The organism is Pseudomonas fluorescens group sp. PF-69 (assembly GCF_054481235.1).
Map to the genome: position 1 here is coordinate 3,616,664 of NZ_JBTMNC010000001.1, position 20,484 is coordinate 3,637,147.

The window sequence follows — 20,484 nt, forward strand, 5'->3', positions numbered from 1 at the left end:
TTTCAGCTTGTGCTGTTAGTGCTCCGGGCGCGTATCTACTGGAAGACCTTTTACACCTCATACCTCTGAACCTTTGCCCATCTCTTCTTTGCTTGTTTTTCTGGAACACGCTTCGCCGTTTTGGTGTCTGTCACCAGGCATGCAGGGGAGCGCGCTGGCCACTCTGCCAATTCTGTGGTGACCAGGTTAGCTGGACACAGGATCAATAGGTCGCCCAGGCTGAGCAACGGAAATCCTCTAACCACAGGGCGGTCTTTGTCGATGCTTACTTTGCCCCAATCCGAATCGAAATAATCAACCGAGTAGGTATCCGTTATCAGATACGAAGTAATGGTCGTGTCCCTGAGGCCCATCAAGTAGGCCGTTCGGTAAACCATAGCTGGGAAAGTCCGAGGCGCCATGGTCAGCATTGCTACCGTCATGATCATCAGGACGGCCAGCGTATTTCTGATTTTGGCGAGCAGATTTTCTCCAAAAGCAAAGAAGATAACCGCTGGTACGAGCGCCAGGGATGAAACGAAGATCGCCATCCCGGCAAGTTTGAGCGAGCTTTCAATGTCAGTCGGCGTGGGGTAAGTCGACAACACTAGCTGTACTGGGAATACAGCCGACAATACTGTTGAAAACACAACGATGAACAGTGGGACTAATGCTCCAAAGCGCGCCTGCCATTTCATGCCCTCCTCGGGCCGCGCCATAAAACCAACTACGTGAATCGCAACCCTGAATCGTTCTGACTTCATCAGAACAAAGAAAACAACGATTTCTGCCAGTGCTGACGCCAAAATAGTGAGCAGAGGATGAATGTCCCCCACTATGGTGCTCATCTGCACTGAGATCCCGACTAACACAGGTATCGCGAGCAGCCTGACCATTTTGGTTTGCGCATAGGGTTGCTTGTTAAACAGGGTTGCCCCTGATGCGAAAATCATCGAGTTCATGGTGAGCACGAAGATGTAGGCGATGAGTAACAATGCAACCAGGAGCATCCAGGGCACGAGAGCAGCCTTGGTGTCCAGGGCGGAGGGAAACAATCCTGGGAGACCGATCGCATTCAGGTAAGTGGACAAGATAGCGAAGCCGAAAAGTGTGCCTGCACCGCTGAGCATCAGACTTACAACAACCCAGTGGTCGACGATGCGTTTTAGGTTCTTCTTGATGGCGCCGTTAGGGATGGAAAAAGGTGATGTCGTCATGAAGAACGAAGGCCTTGGGCATCAACGGATGAAGTGCAATCCACTTCATCCCGTTTTTCGGAATGGGCATATGGTAGATAGGTCAGTCGCAAACTCTTTCCGCCAAACCTGGATGTTACATCGTACGACTCGGTTCTGGGGGCGGGACACTTCAAATCTGATGAGGCATCGACTGCTCTATCGTCGGTGTCTTGGACAGATTCGGGCTCGCCATTGCGGACTCGACCGCCAGCCGTTATCGTTGGTGCCGGGACACCTCAAGAGAATCCCTATGGTTGATCACGATCCACAGGAAGAGCTAGGGCCACATTCAGCGCAAGCTGACGATGTGCTCGATGCTCTAACCCAAGAGTTGAAGATTGAACTTGCCCGTGTTGAACGGGAGAGGGTGGACGCGGCTGAAGTTCGTAAGGAGCTTCTGAATGACTCTCTAGCCATTCAACGTGCCAAAATTGCACTAGACATGCTCGACCGATATGAGCCTGGGCAACGACACAGCCTGGCTGTTGGAATGCTTGGAGCCTTGGACATTGTCCTCGCAACGATCGGCTCGAATGAAGTTTTCGCCCGGCACCGCAAACTCCTCACTGAATTGATTGCCGATCTGCGCGAGCAGCGTCGCAAAGCCAGAGCGTTGATGGTTCGCGCAATGCGTGCTGTGTTCAACATCCCCCTCTTCCTGGACGGCCCTGAACTCAGCGGCTTCCGCCACCGCCTGCGCTAATTCCCCTTCGAAAGCTTTTTTCTACTCCGAAAAACTCGAAAGGGGTCATTTATGACGCTTGCAAAACGCTGCACCTGTTCCGCATGTTCTAAAAAGCCTGGGGGCGCTGAACGCTGCCTGTCTATTCACCCTCCAGAGTCTTTTAGTATCTGTAAGTGTCGATGCGGAGGGCACCCACGCTCCAAGCGCAGTGAAATTGTGGGATGGGTGGTGGATGCATTGAAGATAGGGGCGGCAGTCATCAGCATTGCCGTCGCCTTCTGGAAGACCTGATCAGATAAGAGGTGATGCTGACTTGCCCCGCTTGTATCGCGGGGCAAGAGCATTCAGCTTCAAGTCGGGGCGCGATTTTGATGACGCCTCACCGTGGGCTCCGCAACTCCCTGCATCTTGGCAACCTCGGCCCGGCTCTGATTGGCATTTTTCAGCGCTTGATTGTTGCGATGACCTTTACGGTCTCGGCAACTCAAGGGTGGAGTTTTCTCTCCGGTGTCGCATTGGGGGCTTCTCGCTGAAGTACACGTCGCCCTTAGTTCTGGGCATTGATAACCGCATGCAGAGTTTAGTTCAGGCCATTAGCATCCATGGTTTCTGTGAGGAAGGCATCCAGGAACGAATCAATCCCTTCGTCGGATATCTAAGTTGAGCTTGCTTTTCTAAGTGGGCAGGACGATCGACAAGCCGTTTCCTGCTCCAACTTCCTCCACAGCTTGACAGGCGTGGCCTTGAACCTATGCTCATTGAAGCTTCAGAGTGAAGCTTGGATAGTGTCACCTGCGTGGTTCAGCTCTATGTAGGTGACCAGACGATGTGAATCGAACACAGCCCCGTACGGCGGGGAGTTCGTTTTCTATTGTCTGGAGACCTGCAATGAAACCAGACATTCCTCCCGTTTCACCTTCCAATTTTGATCCGCCGTCATCGCAACCTCCTGTCTGGAGCAGGCTTAGGCTGCCTAATGGGCAAAGGGCTGGTGAGGTTGTTCACCATGAAGCTGAGTTGGATCTATATTGTCAAGCGCACTTTCAGGAAAGCTGGTCTTCGCTAAGCCTGACCTGCTGGGAGCGCCAAGTTGAACATTTAACGCAGATCGAGCGGCGCGTCGATGCTTTTCAAGTGTTGCTTGAAGTAGGGCAAGCGCCCAGCACGCTCAAGTGGGTTTTCAAGCAAATGATCTCAAGCCTGGAGTCACTGGTGGGTGACGGCTTCTTGGCTGCTCAGCTGCTTATAGGGCAGATTCACTTGCGAGTCGGCCACTACTTCCATTCCGAAATCTCAGAGTTTTTGGGTATCACGGCAATCCGAGCGGCGATTGACCAAGGCAGTACGTACGGTTTTTCCACCCTCGGCGATTATTACCTTACAGAATCGAGGTTCGAGGAGGCCATCGAAGCCTATAGCAAAGGCTCTGAACAGAATTGCGCGATGTGTATCTATCAGTTGGCTCAGCTCCACGCTTATAGTGTTCACTCCCTTGAAAGCCCCCCACCGACCGTGTTTGCGCTGTACGAGAGAGCTTTCGCTCTTGGGTTCCCGCCCGCCGCCGTTGGCATGGTGCGCGTTTGGTTGGAAAGTTCAGAATCGTTACCCCTTCCTGCGCACCCTATCGAGATGATGAAGCAAGCGGTCGAGCAGGGGTGTTCGGGGGCAAGGCTTGTGTTGGCGGAACTCTATACGCTGGCGGCGGGCCGTATGCAATCACTCCATGACGCGGTGTCAATGTATCGCTGCGCTGCAATAGAAGGGGATTCTGAGGCGCAGGTTGCACTGGCAGGAATGCTCCAAAATCCTACACTTCGTGGACTACCCATTCAAACCGATACAGACGAAGCCATTGAATGGTACAAGAAGGCGATAGTCTTTGGCGCTGGTTCACCCCATGTCCTCAAAGAAGCTCACGCTGAGCTGGGACGGCTGTACATGTGGAAGAAATGGTACGGTGCTGCAGCTGCCGAACTTGAACGCGCAATTAGCTGCGGCTGTGAGGGTCTTGTACCGCTCCTTGACGCATGCCGACACATTTCTGATGAGTTCTAATCGCCGTAACGCCGCCTGACTCGATCAGGCGGCAATGTGCTAATCACCAATCTTCGTTGCATTAGCAAAATCTACATTCTTGTCCGCAATGAGTTGCCGGGCTCTTGAGCTGAATTCTTGAGGATCAAGCCCATTATCCAGTTCTGTGAGCAACCGAAGCATGTGCGACTCAAACTGTTGTTGGAGCATGGCTAGCTGAACAATGCTCACAGTCTCCGGAATTTTATTGATGCGAGCATAGGCGGTTTTGATATAGCCGCGCAATGTTTCAAGAGCACTATGTCCCGCGTATTGCTTAACCTCGCCGAGAAATGCCTCATCGCTAAGTAAGCGAATTTCAAATTCTTTATCGGATCTAAACTTGTGGCGCTCGAAGAGAATAACAAAAAGGTTGGTGCAGAAAGCATGTCTAAACATGTGTGGGCAGACCTGCTCGCGCATATGCGCTGCCTTCGCTAGCTTGTTTATTTCATTTGTGGTAGTCGTATCTAGCAGAGGTCTGCCCGAGGTTTCCGATATAAATAGAAGATCGTGATCAGGTTTGCCTGATTTTGTGTACTTGGCGATAACTTCCTTGCGATGGAATTTTACATGTTTTCGAGCTTCGCGTAGGAGCATCTTTGAGACCGGTACCTTCCGAATTGCGGGTACGCCTTTTTTTAGAGTGGTCATTGTTAACATGGGCTCTTCCATAGCGAAGGCCTCATTGATTGCAGCGATCGTCACCTCAGCCAACTCGCCGCGTCTGGGCCCTGCATATTCCAAGAAACTCATTTGCAGATGTCGCCGGGATTTCAAGAACTCTGACGTTTTGGCAGAATCAACCGCATTCCTTAACAACTGGATGGAGCCGTCGCTGATGGGGTTTCGGGTATCTCCAGCGTCACCGCCAATAGAGAACGAATGATGATGGATTGTTTCAGTCTTGTATATTTGCCCATTTCTGCCGACACGAGTTGACCATCTAAATGTGACATTGATAATGCCAAGTGGGGCAACAAAATTAGGTTGGTTGCTATAAATTCCCAAGAATTGCAAAAACCTCAAGCATACCTGTCCAGTTTTATTTGTAGTCTCGGAGTTCTTCTGGCGCTGCTTAATGCTGTCTTTATATCTTTGCTTGCGTACGGCAGACATGAATTTCGTGAAGTCCGAGTCGTTCAGTTCGAGGAATGTTTTTCCGATGTTGTAGCAAAATCTAATAAGCTGAGAAATTTTTCCCGCGTAGTCGCCTATGGTGCCACCTTTTTTCCCCCGCCTGGAGAGAAGGCCGCCGCGTCTATTGCCGGTATCACGAAGCTTCAGCATATATAGATTGGCTGGTGTGCACGGTGTTCCGTCTGGCCAGGTGATAAAGGGAAGGTTAGAGCTTTCTTTTGTATAGACTTTATCAATGACATAGTAACTAAAGAGTTTGAGTTTAGGCAGCGGTGTGTAAAGTTGTTTTTCCCCTGCAACTTTCATGGTTTCTTTTCCTGGTGCAAGGTGAGTATGCTGGCAGTTCGCTCAACTTTATTGAAAGGAAACTCATTTAGGCTTAAGCATCTAAGTATCATTTCTATAGCGTCACGGGCGCGCTTGACTCGAAGGTCTCCATCAGAGGTCGAACTTATGCTTTCCAAAGCCGTGACGGCTTGGCCAATGGCTTGGAGTAATCTGAAGTTGATTTCTCTCTGTTTCTCCAGGTTTTCGCCTGCATCGGCTAGAGATTCCTTTAGGCCGATCTTGGTTTCTTTTTGTCCTTGCGTTTTTTTCTCTGCGGCATGTTCAATTGCGTCATGTGCTTGGACGCGCAGCTGATCGAACGTTTCCCAGGTTAAACCTTCGCTGATAGTTGATATCTTGGATTTTAAAGTGGTAATGCTCAGAGGTTTGATGCAATAAGATGTGTCGTCCGCATCAAACGTGTATTCAAGTGAGGCAACTCCGCCTTGGCTCTTGAGGGCGTGGCGAATGATTGTGTGGTCGATGAATTGATTAGGTGTTGTTATTGTTATCTCAAGTAGCTTTATGGTGGCTAATATAGAATCTTCAATTTGTTTGGATTTGTTTATTTTTTGTCTCATTTTTCTACGCCCCGCTAGATGTGGACGATTTTTACAATGACTTCCATTTTGGTTCCATTTTCGTCGGTGAAGAATTCAGGCTCAACGGTGAGGTTCCCTTTCTTAAGAAGATCTTGAATGTACTTGTCGGCCTGGACATCGTCAACGAGCGTAAAATCGCTGATCCCATAGTGTTTTTCAAAGAACTCTGCAAGCTCAGTATAGTTTTTTTGTTTGCCTCTCATGATTTTTTCAACGACGTACTGTGCTCTAGCGCCTCGCAAACTTGCGCCGTCAACCACTTGATTGATGTAATGCCAAACATGGGTGATATCAGCGTGTCCCAAATGCCAACGCAGTCCGTTGATTCGTGCACCATCAAAAAAATGGAAGAACAGAAGCGCGAAAAATCTTCGGAGTTGGTGTTGGCGGATATAGTAGCGCTGTCCAGATTTGTTTGTTGGGATCTCGAAATAATCGAACAAAAAGTCAAGGTTTCGGCTGAACGAGAATATGGAGGCAGGTGGCAAGATCATGCCGCTAAGGTGGTTGGGTGTAGCGAACAGTGTAGTATATTTGTCAATAAATCCAATCTTCTTCAGATAGCGCTGCATTCGTTGCAGTTCGCGGATCATCTGAACACCTAACTGGTCAATTGGCCGAGCTTGTTTGTCCCTTAGGCCCCACAGACCCTGAGACGTTTTCGCAAGGTCGATGATTAACCACTCCATGGTCTTGTCTAGGCATTTCAGAGCAGGAAGTTCTATGAGTTCCACTGATCGCCTTGCCATCAGGACACCAACCACGAATTGTACACATCCAATATATATACTGATTAACTCAAGCAATCCTTTGTTGGCTCGTAAATTAGTGTAAAATGACCTTTTCTTAAGTTTTCGGGCTTTCTTTCCTGTTCCGTCTGTGTCGCTTCGATTTCGGCAAGCAAGCCCCAACTGAGTCACCCCAATAGAGGTAAGCTCTGGGCCGATAATGTTCTGAAATTGTTCTATCGGCAGTACGTCCATGCTTAATCCGGATACCATACAATGCCTTGCCAGTTTGCAATAGCCATCTAGAATCAATCGTCCATATTTGAAATGAAACTCGATGCAGTTTTTAAGTTGGTCAAAAATTACTTCGCTCGGTACTAAGCGGTAGCGCTGTGTCGGTAGTAGTTCGACGGTAAATTGCTCGATAGCTAACAAGTCGGCGTGTGGTGGCGCATCTAGGTCTAGAGCATGTAGGATTCCGAGTGAGCACAACTTTTGACGAAATTTACTATAGACACCAAGCGTGATGCCATCACTCACTGTACTGCGAACCGGAACGGCGGGAAGCTCTCTGCGATAAGCGGGCTCCTCTGGGTAGAACGAAAGGATGTGAATGCGTGATTTTACTACTTGCTTTCGTAAAGTGTTCGGATAAATATTTTTTGCTATCCTAGCTGTATTTACGGTGTAGCCTGCTGCGTTGTGTCCAATGTAGTAGCCATGAAACAACAAGGCAGCTCTTATTGAGGGAATTACGTTTGTGGAGAACTCAAACTTGCTTTCCTCTAAGATTGACTCACTTATATCTGAGAGGCTAGGGGTTGTTTGGAGGATGTTTTCAATGATGTCGCGGGGCGTTTCTAAAGTTAATTGAAGGCAAAATATACTGGCCTTGGTAGAAAATTTATAAACGGACTCAGCAATAGAATTTGATGCTGAATAGTCATATAGTAGTTGTTTTAGGTTGTTCTTGTTAATGCCTGCTAAGCCGTATCTGGCTAATTCAAACTGCTGAGCGTTCATCAAAATGCTATCAATTACATGTATGGCAGTATTAAAGTCTTGTCGCTGCGAGGCAATGGAGTTCGGTGCCCGGTTCAATTTTCGGGATAAATTCTCGGTGGAGGCGGCGAGAAAATATCTCAAGCTCGTGAACAGTTTCTTGTTTTTTTCATCGGTAAGTAAGCTTTGATCGTCAAGCGTCACTCCCCAATCAATCGTATCGGGTGTTTTATAATCCAAAGAAACCGACCAGACAGGGGCGTCAAAATCTGATAGTAGCCACCAGACCTTCCGAAGTTTCTCCTTCGGATCTCGCACAGCTTGCGTTAAAAAGCTCAGGCTACTCTGGTTCTGCATAGATGATCTTCTCCATCCGGTGAGGATCGGCAAAAACTCTCGCCGTCTTTAGATGCTCTTTAAGTAAGCCGTCCGTGCCTTCTTCAATATCTTTCACGATCAGGGGCGTCAGTCGTGCCCAGTACTTTGCTGATTCCTTAACCAAGCGTCTGTCTTTGACGTTTCTTACAGCTTGCTCCAAGGAGATCAGGGCAGTCAGGCTCCCTACACCCATCTTCACCAACACCTCGGCTTCGGTATCGTCCAGCGTTTGCAATTCGCCCTCGGGATCTCTAAGGAATCCCGGAAGTTCTTTGATGGCGTAGTTGTTAAGAAACTCCCCCAATATTTCCATTGAGTCGAAGTTAGCCCCTGCAACAAGAAATGGACTGTTTCTAAGGGCGTGGCAAATCATCGCCTTGTGCATCACCCGAATGCCGCGCCCTTCGATAAATTGAACGAAGATTTCGGGTAGATAGGTTTCCAATAATATGCTGTCTTCTTCCTCGTGCCCCAGGCATTCGCTCATGAGGGCTGTGCTGCCAGTGATTAGATACTCCTCAACGCACCTTGACGCCCGAATCGTTGATGGTGATATTCGTGACAAAAACTCTTTCAGCGCCTCACCTCGGAGCTTCGTATGTGGGTGAAACTGCTGAAGAAGAGCAAGGCTGCTGGGGTAGTTGAGTGTTGTCTTGTTCCAACGTGGAATTCCAGCAGGGATCGGCTTGTTGACGCAGTACGGGCTGGCAATGAAGAGTTTCCGAGCATTCTCATCTCCTATCGAACGAAGATAGTCTCTAGCTGGCTGTGTGATGGTGATGACATCTGAGAGGATGCTCGCTGCTGTCTCAGAAAGTTCAACCTTTTGCCGTCCGCGTTTCACGCCTTTGCGCCTCTTGAGGCCAGAGATTAGAGTGGATTCGCTGCCGACAACCAGATATGTTTTTCCCCCTTCAGCGATAACACCGGTTTGTTTCCCATTTTTGTTGCACAGGTTGAAATTCTCAAGAAAATGATTCGTGATAAAAGGGTGTTCCAAAATAAGCAAGCATTGAAATGGATAAAGGTCTCGGGTTGTGGGTATGCCAAGGGCTCTACTTATCTCAGGGGTTGAAATATTTTCTCCGGATCTTCTGGTGTAGGAAAGGCGCAAGTTTGAGACAGGTAGCAAGTAGAAATATTTTTCGAATGCTGCTGCCATGTTGTTAATGAAGTTGTCGTCGTAAAAATTATCGCACGCGGTATTGAGCCATTTTCCTGATGCGGCAAGTTTCTTTCCGTTTTTGAAACGCTGGGTTATTTCTAATGTCTGCTGTGTTGCCCATGATCTGATCGTCTGGATCTCGTCCTTAATGGTGAATATTAATTTCTCAACCGCTTCTTGCTCAGTGATATATATGGGGATGTGAGTAACTAGCTTCGTTCGTACAGTTATCCCTTGGCGGTTTTTTTTGACATGGGTGGTGCTGCCCTGGATTGCTCTGGCGTCAGTCAATGAGAGCTGGAGGTAAGGGGTGCACCAGATTCTGGAGTCGATAAAGCTGCTGTATACTTGACCGATAAATCTATTCCAGCTTTTTTTCATGCTGGGTAGGACTGGGTCGTCTTCAGAGATACCTAGGAAGTAGTGCTCCATCATCGCCGCAAAAAAGTCATGTATTCTTAGCGGGTCGTGGAAGGTATCAGATGGCCATTGTTTTTGATTTTTATCTAGGAAGTCTAGCATTACGCCGAACATAAAATTTGGAGCCCCAGTCGCTCCTTCCATACGCGTGCTTATCCCTAGATGAAAGCCTTCGGTGTATTTCTCGCCATGTGAATTCCAAAGTTTTTCCAATGGGAGATACTTTGTCTCTCCATCTCTATTCTCAATTGGCCAGCCGCTCCAATAGGCCACCTTCATGGGGTCAAGTACGCTATTGAGGTTCTCCCATTGAGGGGCGTACTCCGGGTACCGGCTATGATCCCAGATTATAGGAGGACGATCGGCTTCTAATATGCGCGCGCTATTCAGTGTTTCTCTAAGGGATCGGCAAAACGCCAGACGTTTTGCTTTTTTTAACTCTGCGAAACTTTGAGAATGAATCGCAGAACAGAAAAGATCGTAAAGTCGCTGAGCCTCAGATGAAAGTAAGGTGCTTAGAGTGAAGCGTTCGCCCGCTAAGTCGCAGACGCATTCCAAGACATGTACAGCGCCCATCGGATGCGCACCTTCGGCTTCGCGGACGTCCGCCGCTGCGGTACAGAGCAGCGTGAGCGCTTGTTCATCGATAGCGCGAAAGGGGTACCGACGCAGCCTGAACAGCCTATTTTTGATGATTGCCATTTCTGTCAGGCGCCTCTAGGCTGGCTGTAAGTTCGGCAAATATAGGTCTAGGCAAAAATGGTAAGATTGTCAAATTAGCAAAAGCCAGGAGCTGGGTTTCGAACTGAACCTGGATTTCAAAGAAGATTTGGCTGATGAAGCCATTGATGCTTTCCTCGACGCGTTCCTCAAAGAAGCCATGGAAGCCAACGGTCTGGGCTATGTTGGCGGCGACGACTTCGGTCTGGTTTGCCTGCAGAAGCGTGGCTCGGTGTCCGAAGAGCAGCGTGCTGCTGTTGAAGCCTGGCTCAAGGGCCGCAGTGAACTGACCGAAGCGACTGTCAGCCCGCTGATCGACGTCTGGTACCCGGAAAAGCCGATCAATCCGGTAGCATGATGTTCAAAAAAACGGCGACCTGAGGGTCGCCGTTTTTTTTTGTAAGAGGGAGCCTCTTCGCGATGAACCTGAGAGCGCTGCGGGGTGTCATGTTTCCAGCGTTATCGTTGACGACCATCGCGAGCCAGCTCGCTCCTACAGGGCCTTGCGCCAGTTCAGAATCATCAGCGTCACCACCCCCGCGACAATCCCCCAAAACGCCGAGCCAATGGAAAACAGCGTCAGCCCCGATGCCGTGACCATGAAGGTGATCAGCGCCGCTTCCCGTTCCTTCACCTCGCTCATGGCGATGCTCAGGCCATTGATGATCGAGCCAAACAACGCCAGTGCGGCAATCGACAGCACCAGCTCCTTGGGCAACGCCGCGAACAAGGCCGCCAGCGTTGCGCCGAAAACGCCGGCGATCCCGTAGAAAATCCCGCACCACACCGCTGCCGTGTAGCGCTTGTTGCGATCCTCATGGGCATGCGGCCCGGTGCAGATCGCTGCGCTGATGGCGGCCAGGTTGATCCCGTGGGAGCCGAACGGCGCCAACAGCAGCGAAGCGATGCCGGTGGTGGTGATCAGCGGCGAGGCCGGCACGGTGTAGCCATCGGCGCGTAACACTGCGACGCCGGGCATGTTTTGCGAGGTCATCGCCACGACGAACAGGGGAATGCCGATGCTGATGGTCGCGGCCAGGGTGAAGTGCGGCGTGGTCCAGACCGGCGTGGCCACTTCCAGGTGAAAGCCGCTGAAGTCCAGCAGGCCCATGAACCCCGACAACGCTGTTCCGATCAGCAATGCCCCGAGTACGGCGTAGCGGGGCGACAGGCGCTTGACCACCAGGTAGGTAAAAAACATACCCAGCACCAGCGCCGTGCGATGCTGCGCGGCGATGAAAATCTCGCTGCCGATCTTGAACAGAATCCCGGCCAGTAACGCGGCGGCCAACGACGCCGGGATCTTTTTCACCAGGCGTTCGAAGCTGCCGGTCAGCCCGCAAATCGTCACCAGTACCGCGCAGGTTATGTAGGCACCAATGGCTTCGCCATAGCTCACGCCGCCAAGGCTGGTGATCAGCAACGCCGCACCGGGGGTCGACCAGGCGATGGTAATCGGCGTGCGATAGCGCAGGGACAGACCGATGGAACACACCGCCATACCGATGGAAATCGCCCAGATCCACGACGAAATCTGCCCGCTGGTCAGGCCGGCCGCTTGCCCGGCCTGGAACATCAGCACCAGGGAGCTGGTATAGCCGGTCATCATGGCGATGAAACCGGCGACGATGGCCGAAGGTGATGTATCGGCCCATGGGCGCAGTTGCGTGTGCGTGGCGTCGTTCATGACGGTGGGTTCCTTGTACTGAGGAAGCTTTAAAGGGTCTTGTGGCGAGGGGGCTTGCCCCCTCGCCACAAGAGCGCTTGTGCGGGGACGACGCACCCAATTTGCTGATTAAGCCTAAACTCAAACGTAACCAACCGTTGCAGTACAGCGGAAGCAACAAATAGCCATACAGTCGTGTTGCCACCATCCATTGTGTACAATCACAGTGTTTTTTACGCGATACTTGCCAGCGACCCACTGTGCCGTATTACAGTCACGGTCAATTCGCCGCAGTTCTCCCGACTCGAGTGCCCATGAACGAACAGTTGCAGCCCCTCAAGAAACAACCGCGAGCAGGCAAAGCCGGCCGCAGCGGTACCCAGGACGATATTGTCTATGCGCATATCTTCGAGGCCATCCTCGAACAGCGTCTGGCGCCCGGCACCAAGTTGAGCGAAGAAGCGCTGGGGGAAATTTTCGGGGTCAGCCGCACCATCATTCGCCGTGCGCTGTCGCGTCTGGCTCATGAAGGGGTGGTGCTGCTGCGTCCGAATCGCGGCGCGGTGGTGGCGAGCCCGAGTGTCGAAGAGGCGCGCCAGGTGTTCATGGCCCGGCGTCTGGTAGAGCGCGCAATCACCGAACTGGCGGTGCAGCACGCCACTGCCGAGCAGATCGCCGAATTGCGGCAGATGGTCAACGACGAGCGCGACAGCTTCTCCCGTGGCGATCGCGGTGCGGGCATCCGCCTGTCGGGCGAATTTCACCTGAAACTGGCCGAAGCGGCGAAAAACGCCCCGTTGATCAGCTTCCAGCGCAGCCTGGTGTCCCAGACTTCGCTGATCATTGCCCAATACGAAAGCGGCAACCGTTCCCACTGTTCCTACGACGAGCACACCCAGTTGATCGACGCCATCGAGGCGCGCAACGGTGAACTGGCGGTGGACCTGATGATGCATCACATGGATCACATCGACAGCAAGCTCAACCTTGACGAAGAAAGTGCGTCGGATGATTTGCATGCGGTGTTTTCGCATTTGTTGCAGACCAAGAAGCCGGGGCGGTCGCCGGCGAAAATCTGACGGACCGCGTCGCCTCTATCGCTGGCAAGCCAGCTCCCACAATGATCTTCGGTGTTTACAAAAACTTGCAATTCACCTCGGCCCCTGTGGGAGCTGGCTTGCCAGCGATGACGGACTGACAGGCAATAAAAATCCCCCGGGCTGAAAAGCGGCGGGGGATTTTTTATGCCCGAAGAAAACTCAGCGCTGATGCACCAGATTCCCCGCCGCATACGTCTGCTGCACCGTCCGGTCATCCCCCAGGGTCATCAGCACGAACAACGTCTCGGCAATGTTGTTGGCCTGTTTCAGGCGATAGTCCAGCAATGGCGTGGCGTTGTAGTCCAGCACCAGGAAGTCTGCGTCCGTGCCCGGTTGCAGGTTGCCGATCTTGTCTTCCAGGCGCAGGGCGCGGGCGCCGCCGAGGGTCGCCAGGTACAGTGACTTGAACGGGCTCAGGCGCGCACCTTGCAGTTGCATCACCTTGTACGCTTCGTTCAGGGTCTGTAGCAGCGAGAAACTGGTGCCGCCGCCCACATCGGTGCCCAGGCCGACGTTCAGCTTGTGCTTCTCGGCCATCGGCAGGTTGAACAGGCCACTGCCCAGGAAGAAGTTCGAAGTCGGGCAGAACGCAATCGCCGACCCGGTTTCGGCCAGGCGCGCGCACTCGTCGTCGCACAGGTGCACGCCGTGGGCAAACACCGAGCGCTCGCCCAGCAACTGGTAGTGATCGTAGACGTCCAGGTAGCCCTTGCGCTCCGGGAACAATTCCTTGACCCACTCGATTTCCTTGAGGTTCTCGCTGATGTGGGTCTGCATGTACAGATCGGGGTATTCGGTCAGTAACTGGCCAGCGAGGGTCAGTTGTTCCGGGGTGCTGGTCGGGGCGAAGCGCGGGGTCACCGCGTAGTGCAGGCGGCCCTTGCCGTGCCAGCGCTCGATCAGCGCCTTGCTTTCGACGTAGCTGGACTCGGCGGTGTCGGTCAGATAATCCGGGGCGTTGCGGTCCATCATGACCTTGCCGGCGATCATCCGCAGGTCCAGCTGTTCGGCGGCTTCGAAGAACGAGTTCACCGATTGCGGATGCACGCTGCCGAACACCAACGCCGTGGTGGTGCCGTTGCGTAGCAGTTCCTTGATGAAGATGTCCGCGACTTCGTCGGCGTGAGCCTTGTTGGCGAACTGGCGCTCGCACGGGAAGGTGTAGGTGTTGAGCCAATCCAGCAGTTGCTCACCGTAGGCGCCGACCATGCCGGTTTGCGGCAGGTGGATGTGGGTATCGATGAAGCCCGGGGTGATCAGGGCATTCTGGTAATGGTTGATCTCGATGTCCGATGGCAGGGTCGGCAGCAATTCACTGGCGTGGCCGAGGGCGCTGATCTGGCCGTTATCCACCACCAGCAGGCCATCCTCGAAATACTCGTAGGAGGCTTCGATCCCGACTTCGGCGGGGTCGGCAATACTGTGCAGAATGGCGGCGTGGTAGGCTTTGCGAGTCAGAGGCATGGTCATTCTCTATTTATGAAGCTCATCAGTTTGAGGCTTTCAGTTTTGTGGCCTGACTGCGGCGCGACACGGGCAGCAGTTTGGCAATCGGTTCGGCGCTGGCGATCTGCTGGCCGAAATTGGCGTTATAGGTGGCGATGATTTCGCCGGCGATGGAGATGGCGATTTCCACAGGCAGCTTGCCTTTGACTTCGCCGATGCCCATCGGGCAGCGCATGCGTTGCACGACGCTGCTGTCGAACCCGCGCTCACGCAGGCGATGTTCGAACTTCACCCGTTTGGTCCTCGAGCCGATCAGGCCGAAGTAAGCGAAATCGTTGCGCTTGAGGATCGCCGCGGTGAGTTCCAGGTCGAGCTGGTGGTTGTGGGTCATGACGATGCAATAACTGCCGGCGGGCAGGTCATCGATTTCATCCACCGGTTCTTCACTGACGATCTTGCGCACGCCGTGGGGGATCTGTTGCGGGAACTCATCCTCCCGCGAGTCGATCCAGCGCACCCGGCAGGGCAGGCTGGCGAGCAGCGGCACCAGTGCGCGGCCGACATGGCCGGCGCCGAACACGGCGATCTGCGCCTGGACCTGGCCCATCGGTTCGAACAGCAATACGGTGGCGCCGCCGCAGCACTGGCCGAGGCTGGCGCCGAGGCTGAAGCGCTCCAGATGGGTGTCTTGCTTGCCGCTGGCGAGCATCTCGCGGGCGATCTGCATGGCCTTGTATTCCAGGTGCCCGCCACCGATGGTGTCGAACGTCTGGCTGGCACTGATGACCATTTTCGAGCCGGCATTGCGCGGCGTCGAGCCGAGCTCTTCGATGATGGTCACCAACACGCAGGGCTCACCTTGGTTTTGCAGGTCGGCGAGGGCGTCGATCCAGTTGTACATGTTCACCTCGACATCTTCGTTGTCTGTTCGGGCCTCTTCGCTGGCGAGCCAGCTCCCACAGGGTTTGCGTCGATCGCATAAACGCGATTCAGCGCCTGTCTGTGGGAGCTGGCTTGCCAGCGATGGCAGCGCCTCGGTCCTAGAGCGAGGCCAACTCGGTTTCAGCCTCGACAGCCTTCGCCACCTTCAGCTGGCGCATCTGCTCACAGCCCCACAGCACGCGCTCCGGGGTCGCCGGTGCGTCGATTTTCGGTTGATGCTTGTAGTCGCCCAGGCTGGCCACCGCGTCCTTGATCGCACACCACGCGGCGATACCGAGCATGAAGGGCGGTTCGCCCACGGCCTTGGAATGGAACACCGTGTCTTCCGGGTTCTTGCGGTTTTCCACCAGCTTCACCCGCAGGTCCAGCGGCATGTCCGCCACGGCCGGGATCTTGTAGCTGGCCGGGCCGTTGGTCATCAGCTTGCCTTTGTTGTTCCAGACCAGCTCTTCCATGGTCAGCCAGCCCATGCCCTGGATGAAACCGCCCTCGACCTGGCCGATGTCGATGGCCGGGTTCAGCGAGGCGCCGACGTCGTGCAGGATGTCGGTGCGCAGCATCTTGTATTCGCCGGTCAGGGTGTCGACCAGCACTTCGCAGCACGCCGCGCCGAAGGCGAAGTAGTAGAACGGACGACCACGGGCCTGGCTGCGGTCGTAGTAGATTTTCGGGGTCTTGTAGAAGCCGGTGCTCGACAGCGACACCTGGGCGAAATACGCCTGCTGGATCAGTGCCTCGAAGGTCAGGATGTGATCGCGAACCCGCACGTGGCCGTTGTGGAATTCCACGTCTTCTTCGCTGACCTTGTATTGCCGCGCGGCGAATTCCACCAGGCGCTGCTTGATGGTTTCGGCGGCGTTCTGTGCAGCCTTGCCGTTCAGGTCGGCGCCACTGGAGGCGGCGGTTGGCGAGGTGTTCGGCACTTTGTCGGTGTTGGTCGCGGTGATTTGCACGCGGTCCATTTCCACCTGGAACACTTCGGCCACGACCTGCGCGACTTTGGTGTTCAGGCCCTGGCCCATTTCGGTGCCGCCGTGGTTCAGGTGGATGCTGCCGTCGGTGTAGACGTGCACCAGGGCCCCTGCCTGGTTGAGGAAGCTGGCGGTGAAGGAAATGCCGAATTTCACCGGGGTCAGCGCCAGGCCCTTTTTCAGGATCGGGCTGTTGGCGTTGTAGCGACGGATCGCTTCGCGGCGCTCGGCGTACTGGCTGCTTTCTTCCAGTTCGGCGGTCATTTCCTCGAGCATGTTGTGCTCGACGGTCTGGTAGTAGTGAGTGACGTTGCGCTCGGTCTTGCCGTAGTAGTTGGCCTTGCGCACCGCCAGCGGGTCGAGGGCCAGGTGCCGGGCGATGGCGTCCATCACTTCTTCGATGGCGACCATGCCTTGCGGGCCGCCGAAGCCGCGGTAAGCGGTGTTCGAAGCGGTGTTGGTCTTGCAGCGGTGACCGTTGATGGTCGCGTCGCCCAGGTAATACGAGTTGTCGGAGTGGAACATCGCGCGGTCGACAATAGAGGCCGACAGGTCCGGCGAGCATCCGCAGTTGCCGGCCAGTTCCAGGGCGATGCCGTGCAGGCGGCCGGTGCTGTCGAAGCCGACGTCGTACTCGACGTAGAACGGGTGACGCTTGCCGGTCATCAGCATGTCTTCGACACGTGGCAGGCGCATCTTGGTGGGCTGGCCGGTCAGGTGCGCGATCACCGCGCACAGGCACGCCGGGCTCGCCGCCTGGGTTTCCTTGCCGCCGAACCCGCCACCCATGCGGCGCATGTCGACGACGATTTTGTTCATCGACACATCCAGCACTTCGGCCACCAGTTTCTGCACTTCGGTGGGGTTCTGGGTCGAGCAGTAGACGATCATGCCGCCGTCTTCGGTCGGCATCACCGAAGAGATCTGGGTTTCCAGATAGAAATGCTCCTGGCCGCCAATGTGTAGCGTGCCCTGGATGCGATGTTCAGCGGTGGCCAGCGCGGTGGCTGAATCGCCGCGTTGGTGGGTGTGGCTGTCGAGTACGAAGTGGCGCTTGCGCAGGGCTTCGACCACATCCAGCACCGGCTCGAGATCTTCGTATTCAATGATCGCGGCCATCGCGGCCTTGCGCGCGGTTTCCAGGTCTTTGGCGGCAACCGCGACCACCGGCTGACCGACGAACTGCACCGTGTCGATCGCCAGCAGCGGGTCGCCCGGCAACAGCGGGCCGATGTCTTTCAGGCCCGGTACGTCTTCATGGGTGATGGCGATGCGCACGCCTTCGAAGGCGTAGCAGGGCGCAGTGTCGATGCTGATGATTTTTGCGTGGGCACGGTCCGACAGGCGGGCGTACACGTGCAACTGGTTCGGAAATTCCAGGCGATCGTCAATGTACTGCGCTTCACCGGACACATGCTTGGCGGCGCTGTCATGCTTGACGCTGCGGCCGACACCGGTGGTCAGGTCCTTGGCGAACAGTTCAGCCAGTTCGGCCTGGGTCTTCTCTACGGCGTGATGATTAGACATAAGCGGTCACCCGAGTCTCGATGTGCGGTGTTTGCAGTTCGATGAAGTATTTGCGCAGCAGGTTCTGCGCGCTGAGCAGGCGATATTCCTTGCTGGCGCGGAAGTCCGAGAGCGGTGTGAAATCTTCGGCCAGGGCTGCGCAGGCGCGTTCGACCGTGGCGTTGTTGAAAGGCGCGCCAAGCAGCGCGGCTTCACAGGTGGCGGCACGTTTCGGAATGGCTGCCATGCCGCCGAATGCCACGCGGGCCTCGGCGACCATGCCGTTTTCCAGGCGAATGTTGAAGGCGGCACACACGGCCGAAATGTCATCGTCCAGGCGCTTGGAGACTTTGTAGGCGCGGAACAGTTTTTCGGCGCTGGCGCGCGGCACGATGATCTTCTCGATGAACTCGCTTTCCTGACGGGCAGTGACGCGGTAATCGATGAAGTAATCCTCCAGCGCCAGGGTGCGGCGGGTTTCGCCTTTGCACAGGACGATTTGTGCGCCGAGGGCGATCAGCAGCGGTGGCGAGTCGCCGATGGGCGAGGCGTTGCCGATGTTGCCGCCGAGGGTGCCCTGGTTACGGATCTGCAAGGAGGCAAAGCGCTGCAGCAATTCGCCGAAGTCCGGGTACTCGGCTTTCAAGGCGTCGTAGCAGTCGGAGAGGGCCGTGGCGGCACCGATTTCCAGGCGATCGTCGAAGCGTTCGATGCGTTTCATTTCGGCGACGTTGCCAACGTAAATCATCACCGGCAGCGTGCGATGGAACTGGGTGACTTCCAGCGCCAGGTCCGTGCCACCGGCCAGCAGGCGGGCCTGTGGATAAGCGTCGTAGAGGTCGGCCAGGTCGGCCACCGTCAGCGGCACCAGGCAACGTTTGTCGCCACTGTTGAGTTCGCCGATATCGGTCGGGGCAATGGCTTTGAGGCGGGCAATGGTCTCGGCTTCACGGGCATCGAACTGGTCGGGCTGTTTTGCGCAGCAGGACTGTTGGGCCGCTTCCAGGATCGGGCGATAGCCGGTGCAGCGGCAGAGGTTGCCAGCCAGGGCTTCGTGGGCTTTATGGGCGTCGGGTTCGGTGCTGTTCTTTTGCAGGGCGAACAGCGACATGACGAAGCCAGGCGTGCAAAAACCGCACTGCGAACCGTGGCACTCGACCATGGCTTTCTGCACGCTGTGCAGCTCGCCTTTGTGCTTGAGGTCTTCGACGCTGATCAGTTGCTTGCCGTGCAGGGACGACACGAAGGTCAGGCACGAATTAAGGCTGCGATAGCGAATGTGTTCGCGGCCCTCGTCATCCGTTTGCAACTCGCCGACCACCACGGTGCAGGCGCCGCAGTCACCGCTGGCGCAGCCTTCTTTGGTGCCGGGTTTGCCCACATGGTCGCGCAGATAGTTGAGCACGGTCAGGTTCGGGTCCAGGGCGTGCTCGCTACGGAGTTCCTGGTTTAGTAAAAACTGGATCACGGAAGACCTCGCAGACTCATTATTGTTGTTAACCGACTTGAACCGAATTTAGCAGGTCTGACTTTTCGGTCAATGATTTTCTGACTTAAAGGTCAGGAAAAGGCATTTTGTCGATCGACAACCGGTTTCTTCATTATTGACCCTTGTGGGATAGCCTGCTTTTTTGCGCGAATCGTGCCAAAAACCACCGGGCAGGCCCTGCGCCATGTCGTATCAATTGCGCTACACTGCGCCGCTTGTACAGATCGAAGAGTTTGAAGGGACAACCATGACGTTCAAGGCGCCGGACAGCCTCGCCGAGCAAATCGCTCACCACCTCGCCGAACGGATCATTCGCGGCGAAATGAAGCCCGGAGAGCGCATCCAGGAACAGAAGGTCACGCTGGCGCTCAATGTCAGTCGCGGCTCGGTTCGCGAGGCCTTGCTGATCCTTGAACGCCGGCACCTGATCGCGATCCTGCCGCGACGTGGCGCCCATGTCACCGAACTCACCGCGCACAATGTGAAGAGCCTGTGCACGCTGATGAGCGAAATGTACATCCTGCTGGGCAATGCGGTGGCCAATGGCTGGCAAGTCCAGGCCGACCTGGCGCCGTTCGTGCAGATCCAGCAGCGCCTGAGCAGCGATTTCGAGCGCCAGGACATTCGCAGCTTCGTCGATGACAGTTTCAGCGTGATGCGCGCCGCGTATCCGTTTGCCAACAACCCGTACTTGCAGGAAACCGTCGAGAATCTGCAACCGGCGATGAGCCGTGCCTATTTCCTCGCCCTGGATCAGCGCAAAGCGTCGATGAGCGAGTTTCTGGAACTGTTCGAACGCCTGCTTGCCGCCGTGATCGCCCGTGACTTTGCGCAGATTCGCCTGGTGCTGACGGCTTACGCCCAGCGCAGCTGCGATCTGGTGGTCTCTGCCCTGACGGACGCTTAA

The 20,484-nt window shown here is 54.7% G+C and carries 15 protein-coding genes; 5 read left to right on the plus strand and 10 right to left on the minus strand.

All coding sequences use genetic code 11. From position 1 onward, the window contains the following. Positions 1-50 precede the first annotated feature (50 nt). Positions 51-1,196, minus strand: a complete 1,146-nt coding sequence (locus ACX3YF_RS16870) for a hypothetical protein (protein WP_458973950.1) — start codon at positions 1,194-1,196, stop codon at positions 51-53. 271 nt (positions 1,197-1,467) lie between these two features. Between ACX3YF_RS16870 and ACX3YF_RS16875 the strand changes: the two genes are divergently transcribed. Further along, entirely contained in the window at positions 1,468-1,920 is a 453-nt protein-coding gene (locus ACX3YF_RS16875; RefSeq protein WP_458973951.1) for a hypothetical protein, read from the plus strand. A gap of 870 nt (positions 1,921-2,790) precedes the next feature. After that, positions 2,791-3,957 (plus strand): tetratricopeptide repeat protein, encoded by a 1,167-nt coding sequence (locus tag ACX3YF_RS16880; RefSeq protein WP_458973952.1) that lies wholly within the window; start codon positions 2,791-2,793, stop codon positions 3,955-3,957. 39 nt (positions 3,958-3,996) lie between these two features. On the opposite strand, the gene ACX3YF_RS16885 is transcribed toward ACX3YF_RS16880, so the two are convergent. Genes ACX3YF_RS16885 through ACX3YF_RS16900 form a run of 4 tightly spaced genes read right to left on the minus strand, consistent with a single transcriptional unit; the run spans position 3,997 to position 10,439 of the window. Then, positions 3,997-5,421, minus strand: coding sequence for a tyrosine-type recombinase/integrase (locus ACX3YF_RS16885; RefSeq protein WP_458973953.1), 1,425 nt, complete (start codon positions 5,419-5,421; stop codon positions 3,997-3,999). After that, entirely contained in the window at positions 5,418-6,023 is a 606-nt protein-coding gene (locus tag ACX3YF_RS16890; protein ID WP_458973954.1) for a hypothetical protein, read from the minus strand. The genes ACX3YF_RS16885 and ACX3YF_RS16890 overlap by 4 nt, the downstream gene beginning before the upstream one ends. A 14-nt stretch (positions 6,024-6,037) precedes the next feature. Continuing rightward, the gene (locus tag ACX3YF_RS16895) at positions 6,038-8,131 is read right to left on the minus strand and encodes an integrase (RefSeq protein WP_458973955.1); all 2,094 of its coding nucleotides are present in this window, start codon (positions 8,129-8,131) and stop codon (positions 6,038-6,040) included. Beyond that, a complete protein-coding gene (locus ACX3YF_RS16900; protein WP_458973956.1) occupies positions 8,115-10,439 on the minus strand; it encodes a hypothetical protein in 2,325 nt (774 codons plus the stop codon). Before ACX3YF_RS16900 ends, ACX3YF_RS16895 begins: the two co-directional genes overlap by 17 nt. A gap of 73 nt (positions 10,440-10,512) precedes the next feature. On the opposite strand from ACX3YF_RS16900, the gene ACX3YF_RS16905 reads away from it, so the two are divergent. Then, positions 10,513-10,815 (plus strand): 50S ribosome-binding protein YggL, encoded by a 303-nt coding sequence (locus ACX3YF_RS16905; protein WP_458974845.1) that lies wholly within the window; start codon positions 10,513-10,515, stop codon positions 10,813-10,815. A 135-nt stretch (positions 10,816-10,950) separates the two neighbouring features. On the opposite strand, the gene ACX3YF_RS16910 is transcribed toward ACX3YF_RS16905, so the two are convergent. Beyond that, entirely contained in the window at positions 10,951-12,144 is a 1,194-nt protein-coding gene (locus ACX3YF_RS16910; RefSeq protein WP_288095781.1) for a benzoate/H(+) symporter BenE family transporter, read from the minus strand. A 293-nt stretch (positions 12,145-12,437) separates the two neighbouring features. On the opposite strand from ACX3YF_RS16910, the gene ACX3YF_RS16915 reads away from it, so the two are divergent. Next, positions 12,438-13,202: a GntR family transcriptional regulator gene (locus ACX3YF_RS16915; RefSeq protein WP_047531465.1), complete on the plus strand. Its 765-nt coding sequence runs from the start codon at positions 12,438-12,440 to the stop codon at positions 13,200-13,202. A 180-nt stretch (positions 13,203-13,382) separates the two neighbouring features. On the opposite strand, the gene guaD is transcribed toward ACX3YF_RS16915, so the two are convergent. The 4 genes from guaD to xdhA form a co-directional block, all read right to left on the minus strand. Beyond that, complete coding sequence (gene guaD, locus ACX3YF_RS16920; protein ID WP_458973957.1) at positions 13,383-14,687, minus strand: guanine deaminase; 1,305 nt, start codon at positions 14,685-14,687, stop codon at positions 13,383-13,385. A 25-nt stretch (positions 14,688-14,712) separates the two neighbouring features. Then, the gene (gene xdhC, locus ACX3YF_RS16925) at positions 14,713-15,570 is read right to left on the minus strand and encodes a xanthine dehydrogenase accessory protein XdhC (RefSeq protein ID WP_458973958.1); all 858 of its coding nucleotides are present in this window, start codon (positions 15,568-15,570) and stop codon (positions 14,713-14,715) included. Positions 15,571-15,709: 139 nt separating this feature from the next. Then, positions 15,710-18,109: a xanthine dehydrogenase molybdopterin binding subunit gene (gene xdhB, locus ACX3YF_RS16930; RefSeq protein ID WP_448647252.1), complete on the minus strand. Its 2,400-nt coding sequence runs from the start codon at positions 18,107-18,109 to the stop codon at positions 15,710-15,712. Continuing rightward, on the minus strand, positions 18,102-19,556 hold the full coding sequence (gene xdhA, locus ACX3YF_RS16935) for a xanthine dehydrogenase small subunit (RefSeq protein ID WP_458973959.1): 1,455 nt from the start codon (positions 19,554-19,556) through the stop codon (positions 18,102-18,104). The genes xdhB and xdhA overlap by 8 nt, the downstream gene beginning before the upstream one ends. A gap of 268 nt (positions 19,557-19,824) precedes the next feature. Here xdhA and ACX3YF_RS16940 point away from each other — a divergent pair, with 268 nt between their 5' ends. Further along, a complete protein-coding gene (locus ACX3YF_RS16940; RefSeq protein WP_288095764.1) occupies positions 19,825-20,484 on the plus strand; it encodes a GntR family transcriptional regulator in 660 nt (219 codons plus the stop codon).

Bases quoted from the DNA above. Each gene is read 5' to 3' on its own strand.
- ACX3YF_RS16870 (WP_458973950.1), bottom strand. From the start codon at position 1,196: ATGACGACATCACCTTTTTCCATCCCTAACGGCGCCATCAAGAAGAAC.
- ACX3YF_RS16875 (WP_458973951.1), top strand. From the start codon at position 1,468: ATGGTTGATCACGATCCACAGGAAGAGCTAGGGCCACATTCAGCGCAA.
- ACX3YF_RS16880 (WP_458973952.1), top strand. From the start codon at position 2,791: ATGAAACCAGACATTCCTCCCGTTTCACCTTCCAATTTTGATCCGCCG.
- ACX3YF_RS16885 (WP_458973953.1), bottom strand. From the start codon at position 5,421: ATGAAAGTTGCAGGGGAAAAACAACTTTACACACCGCTGCCTAAACTC.
- ACX3YF_RS16890 (WP_458973954.1), bottom strand. From the start codon at position 6,023: ATGAGACAAAAAATAAACAAATCCAAACAAATTGAAGATTCTATATTA.
- ACX3YF_RS16895 (WP_458973955.1), bottom strand. From the start codon at position 8,131: ATGCAGAACCAGAGTAGCCTGAGCTTTTTAACGCAAGCTGTGCGAGAT.
- ACX3YF_RS16900 (WP_458973956.1), bottom strand. From the start codon at position 10,439: ATGGCAATCATCAAAAATAGGCTGTTCAGGCTGCGTCGGTACCCCTTT.
- ACX3YF_RS16910 (WP_288095781.1), bottom strand. From the start codon at position 12,144: ATGAACGACGCCACGCACACGCAACTGCGCCCATGGGCCGATACATCA.
- ACX3YF_RS16915 (WP_047531465.1), top strand. From the start codon at position 12,438: ATGAACGAACAGTTGCAGCCCCTCAAGAAACAACCGCGAGCAGGCAAA.
- guaD (WP_458973957.1), bottom strand. From the start codon at position 14,687: ATGCCTCTGACTCGCAAAGCCTACCACGCCGCCATTCTGCACAGTATT.
- xdhC (WP_458973958.1), bottom strand. From the start codon at position 15,570: ATGTACAACTGGATCGACGCCCTCGCCGACCTGCAAAACCAAGGTGAG.
- xdhB (WP_448647252.1), bottom strand. From the start codon at position 18,109: ATGTCTAATCATCACGCCGTAGAGAAGACCCAGGCCGAACTGGCTGAA.
- ACX3YF_RS16940 (WP_288095764.1), top strand. From the start codon at position 19,825: ATGACGTTCAAGGCGCCGGACAGCCTCGCCGAGCAAATCGCTCACCAC.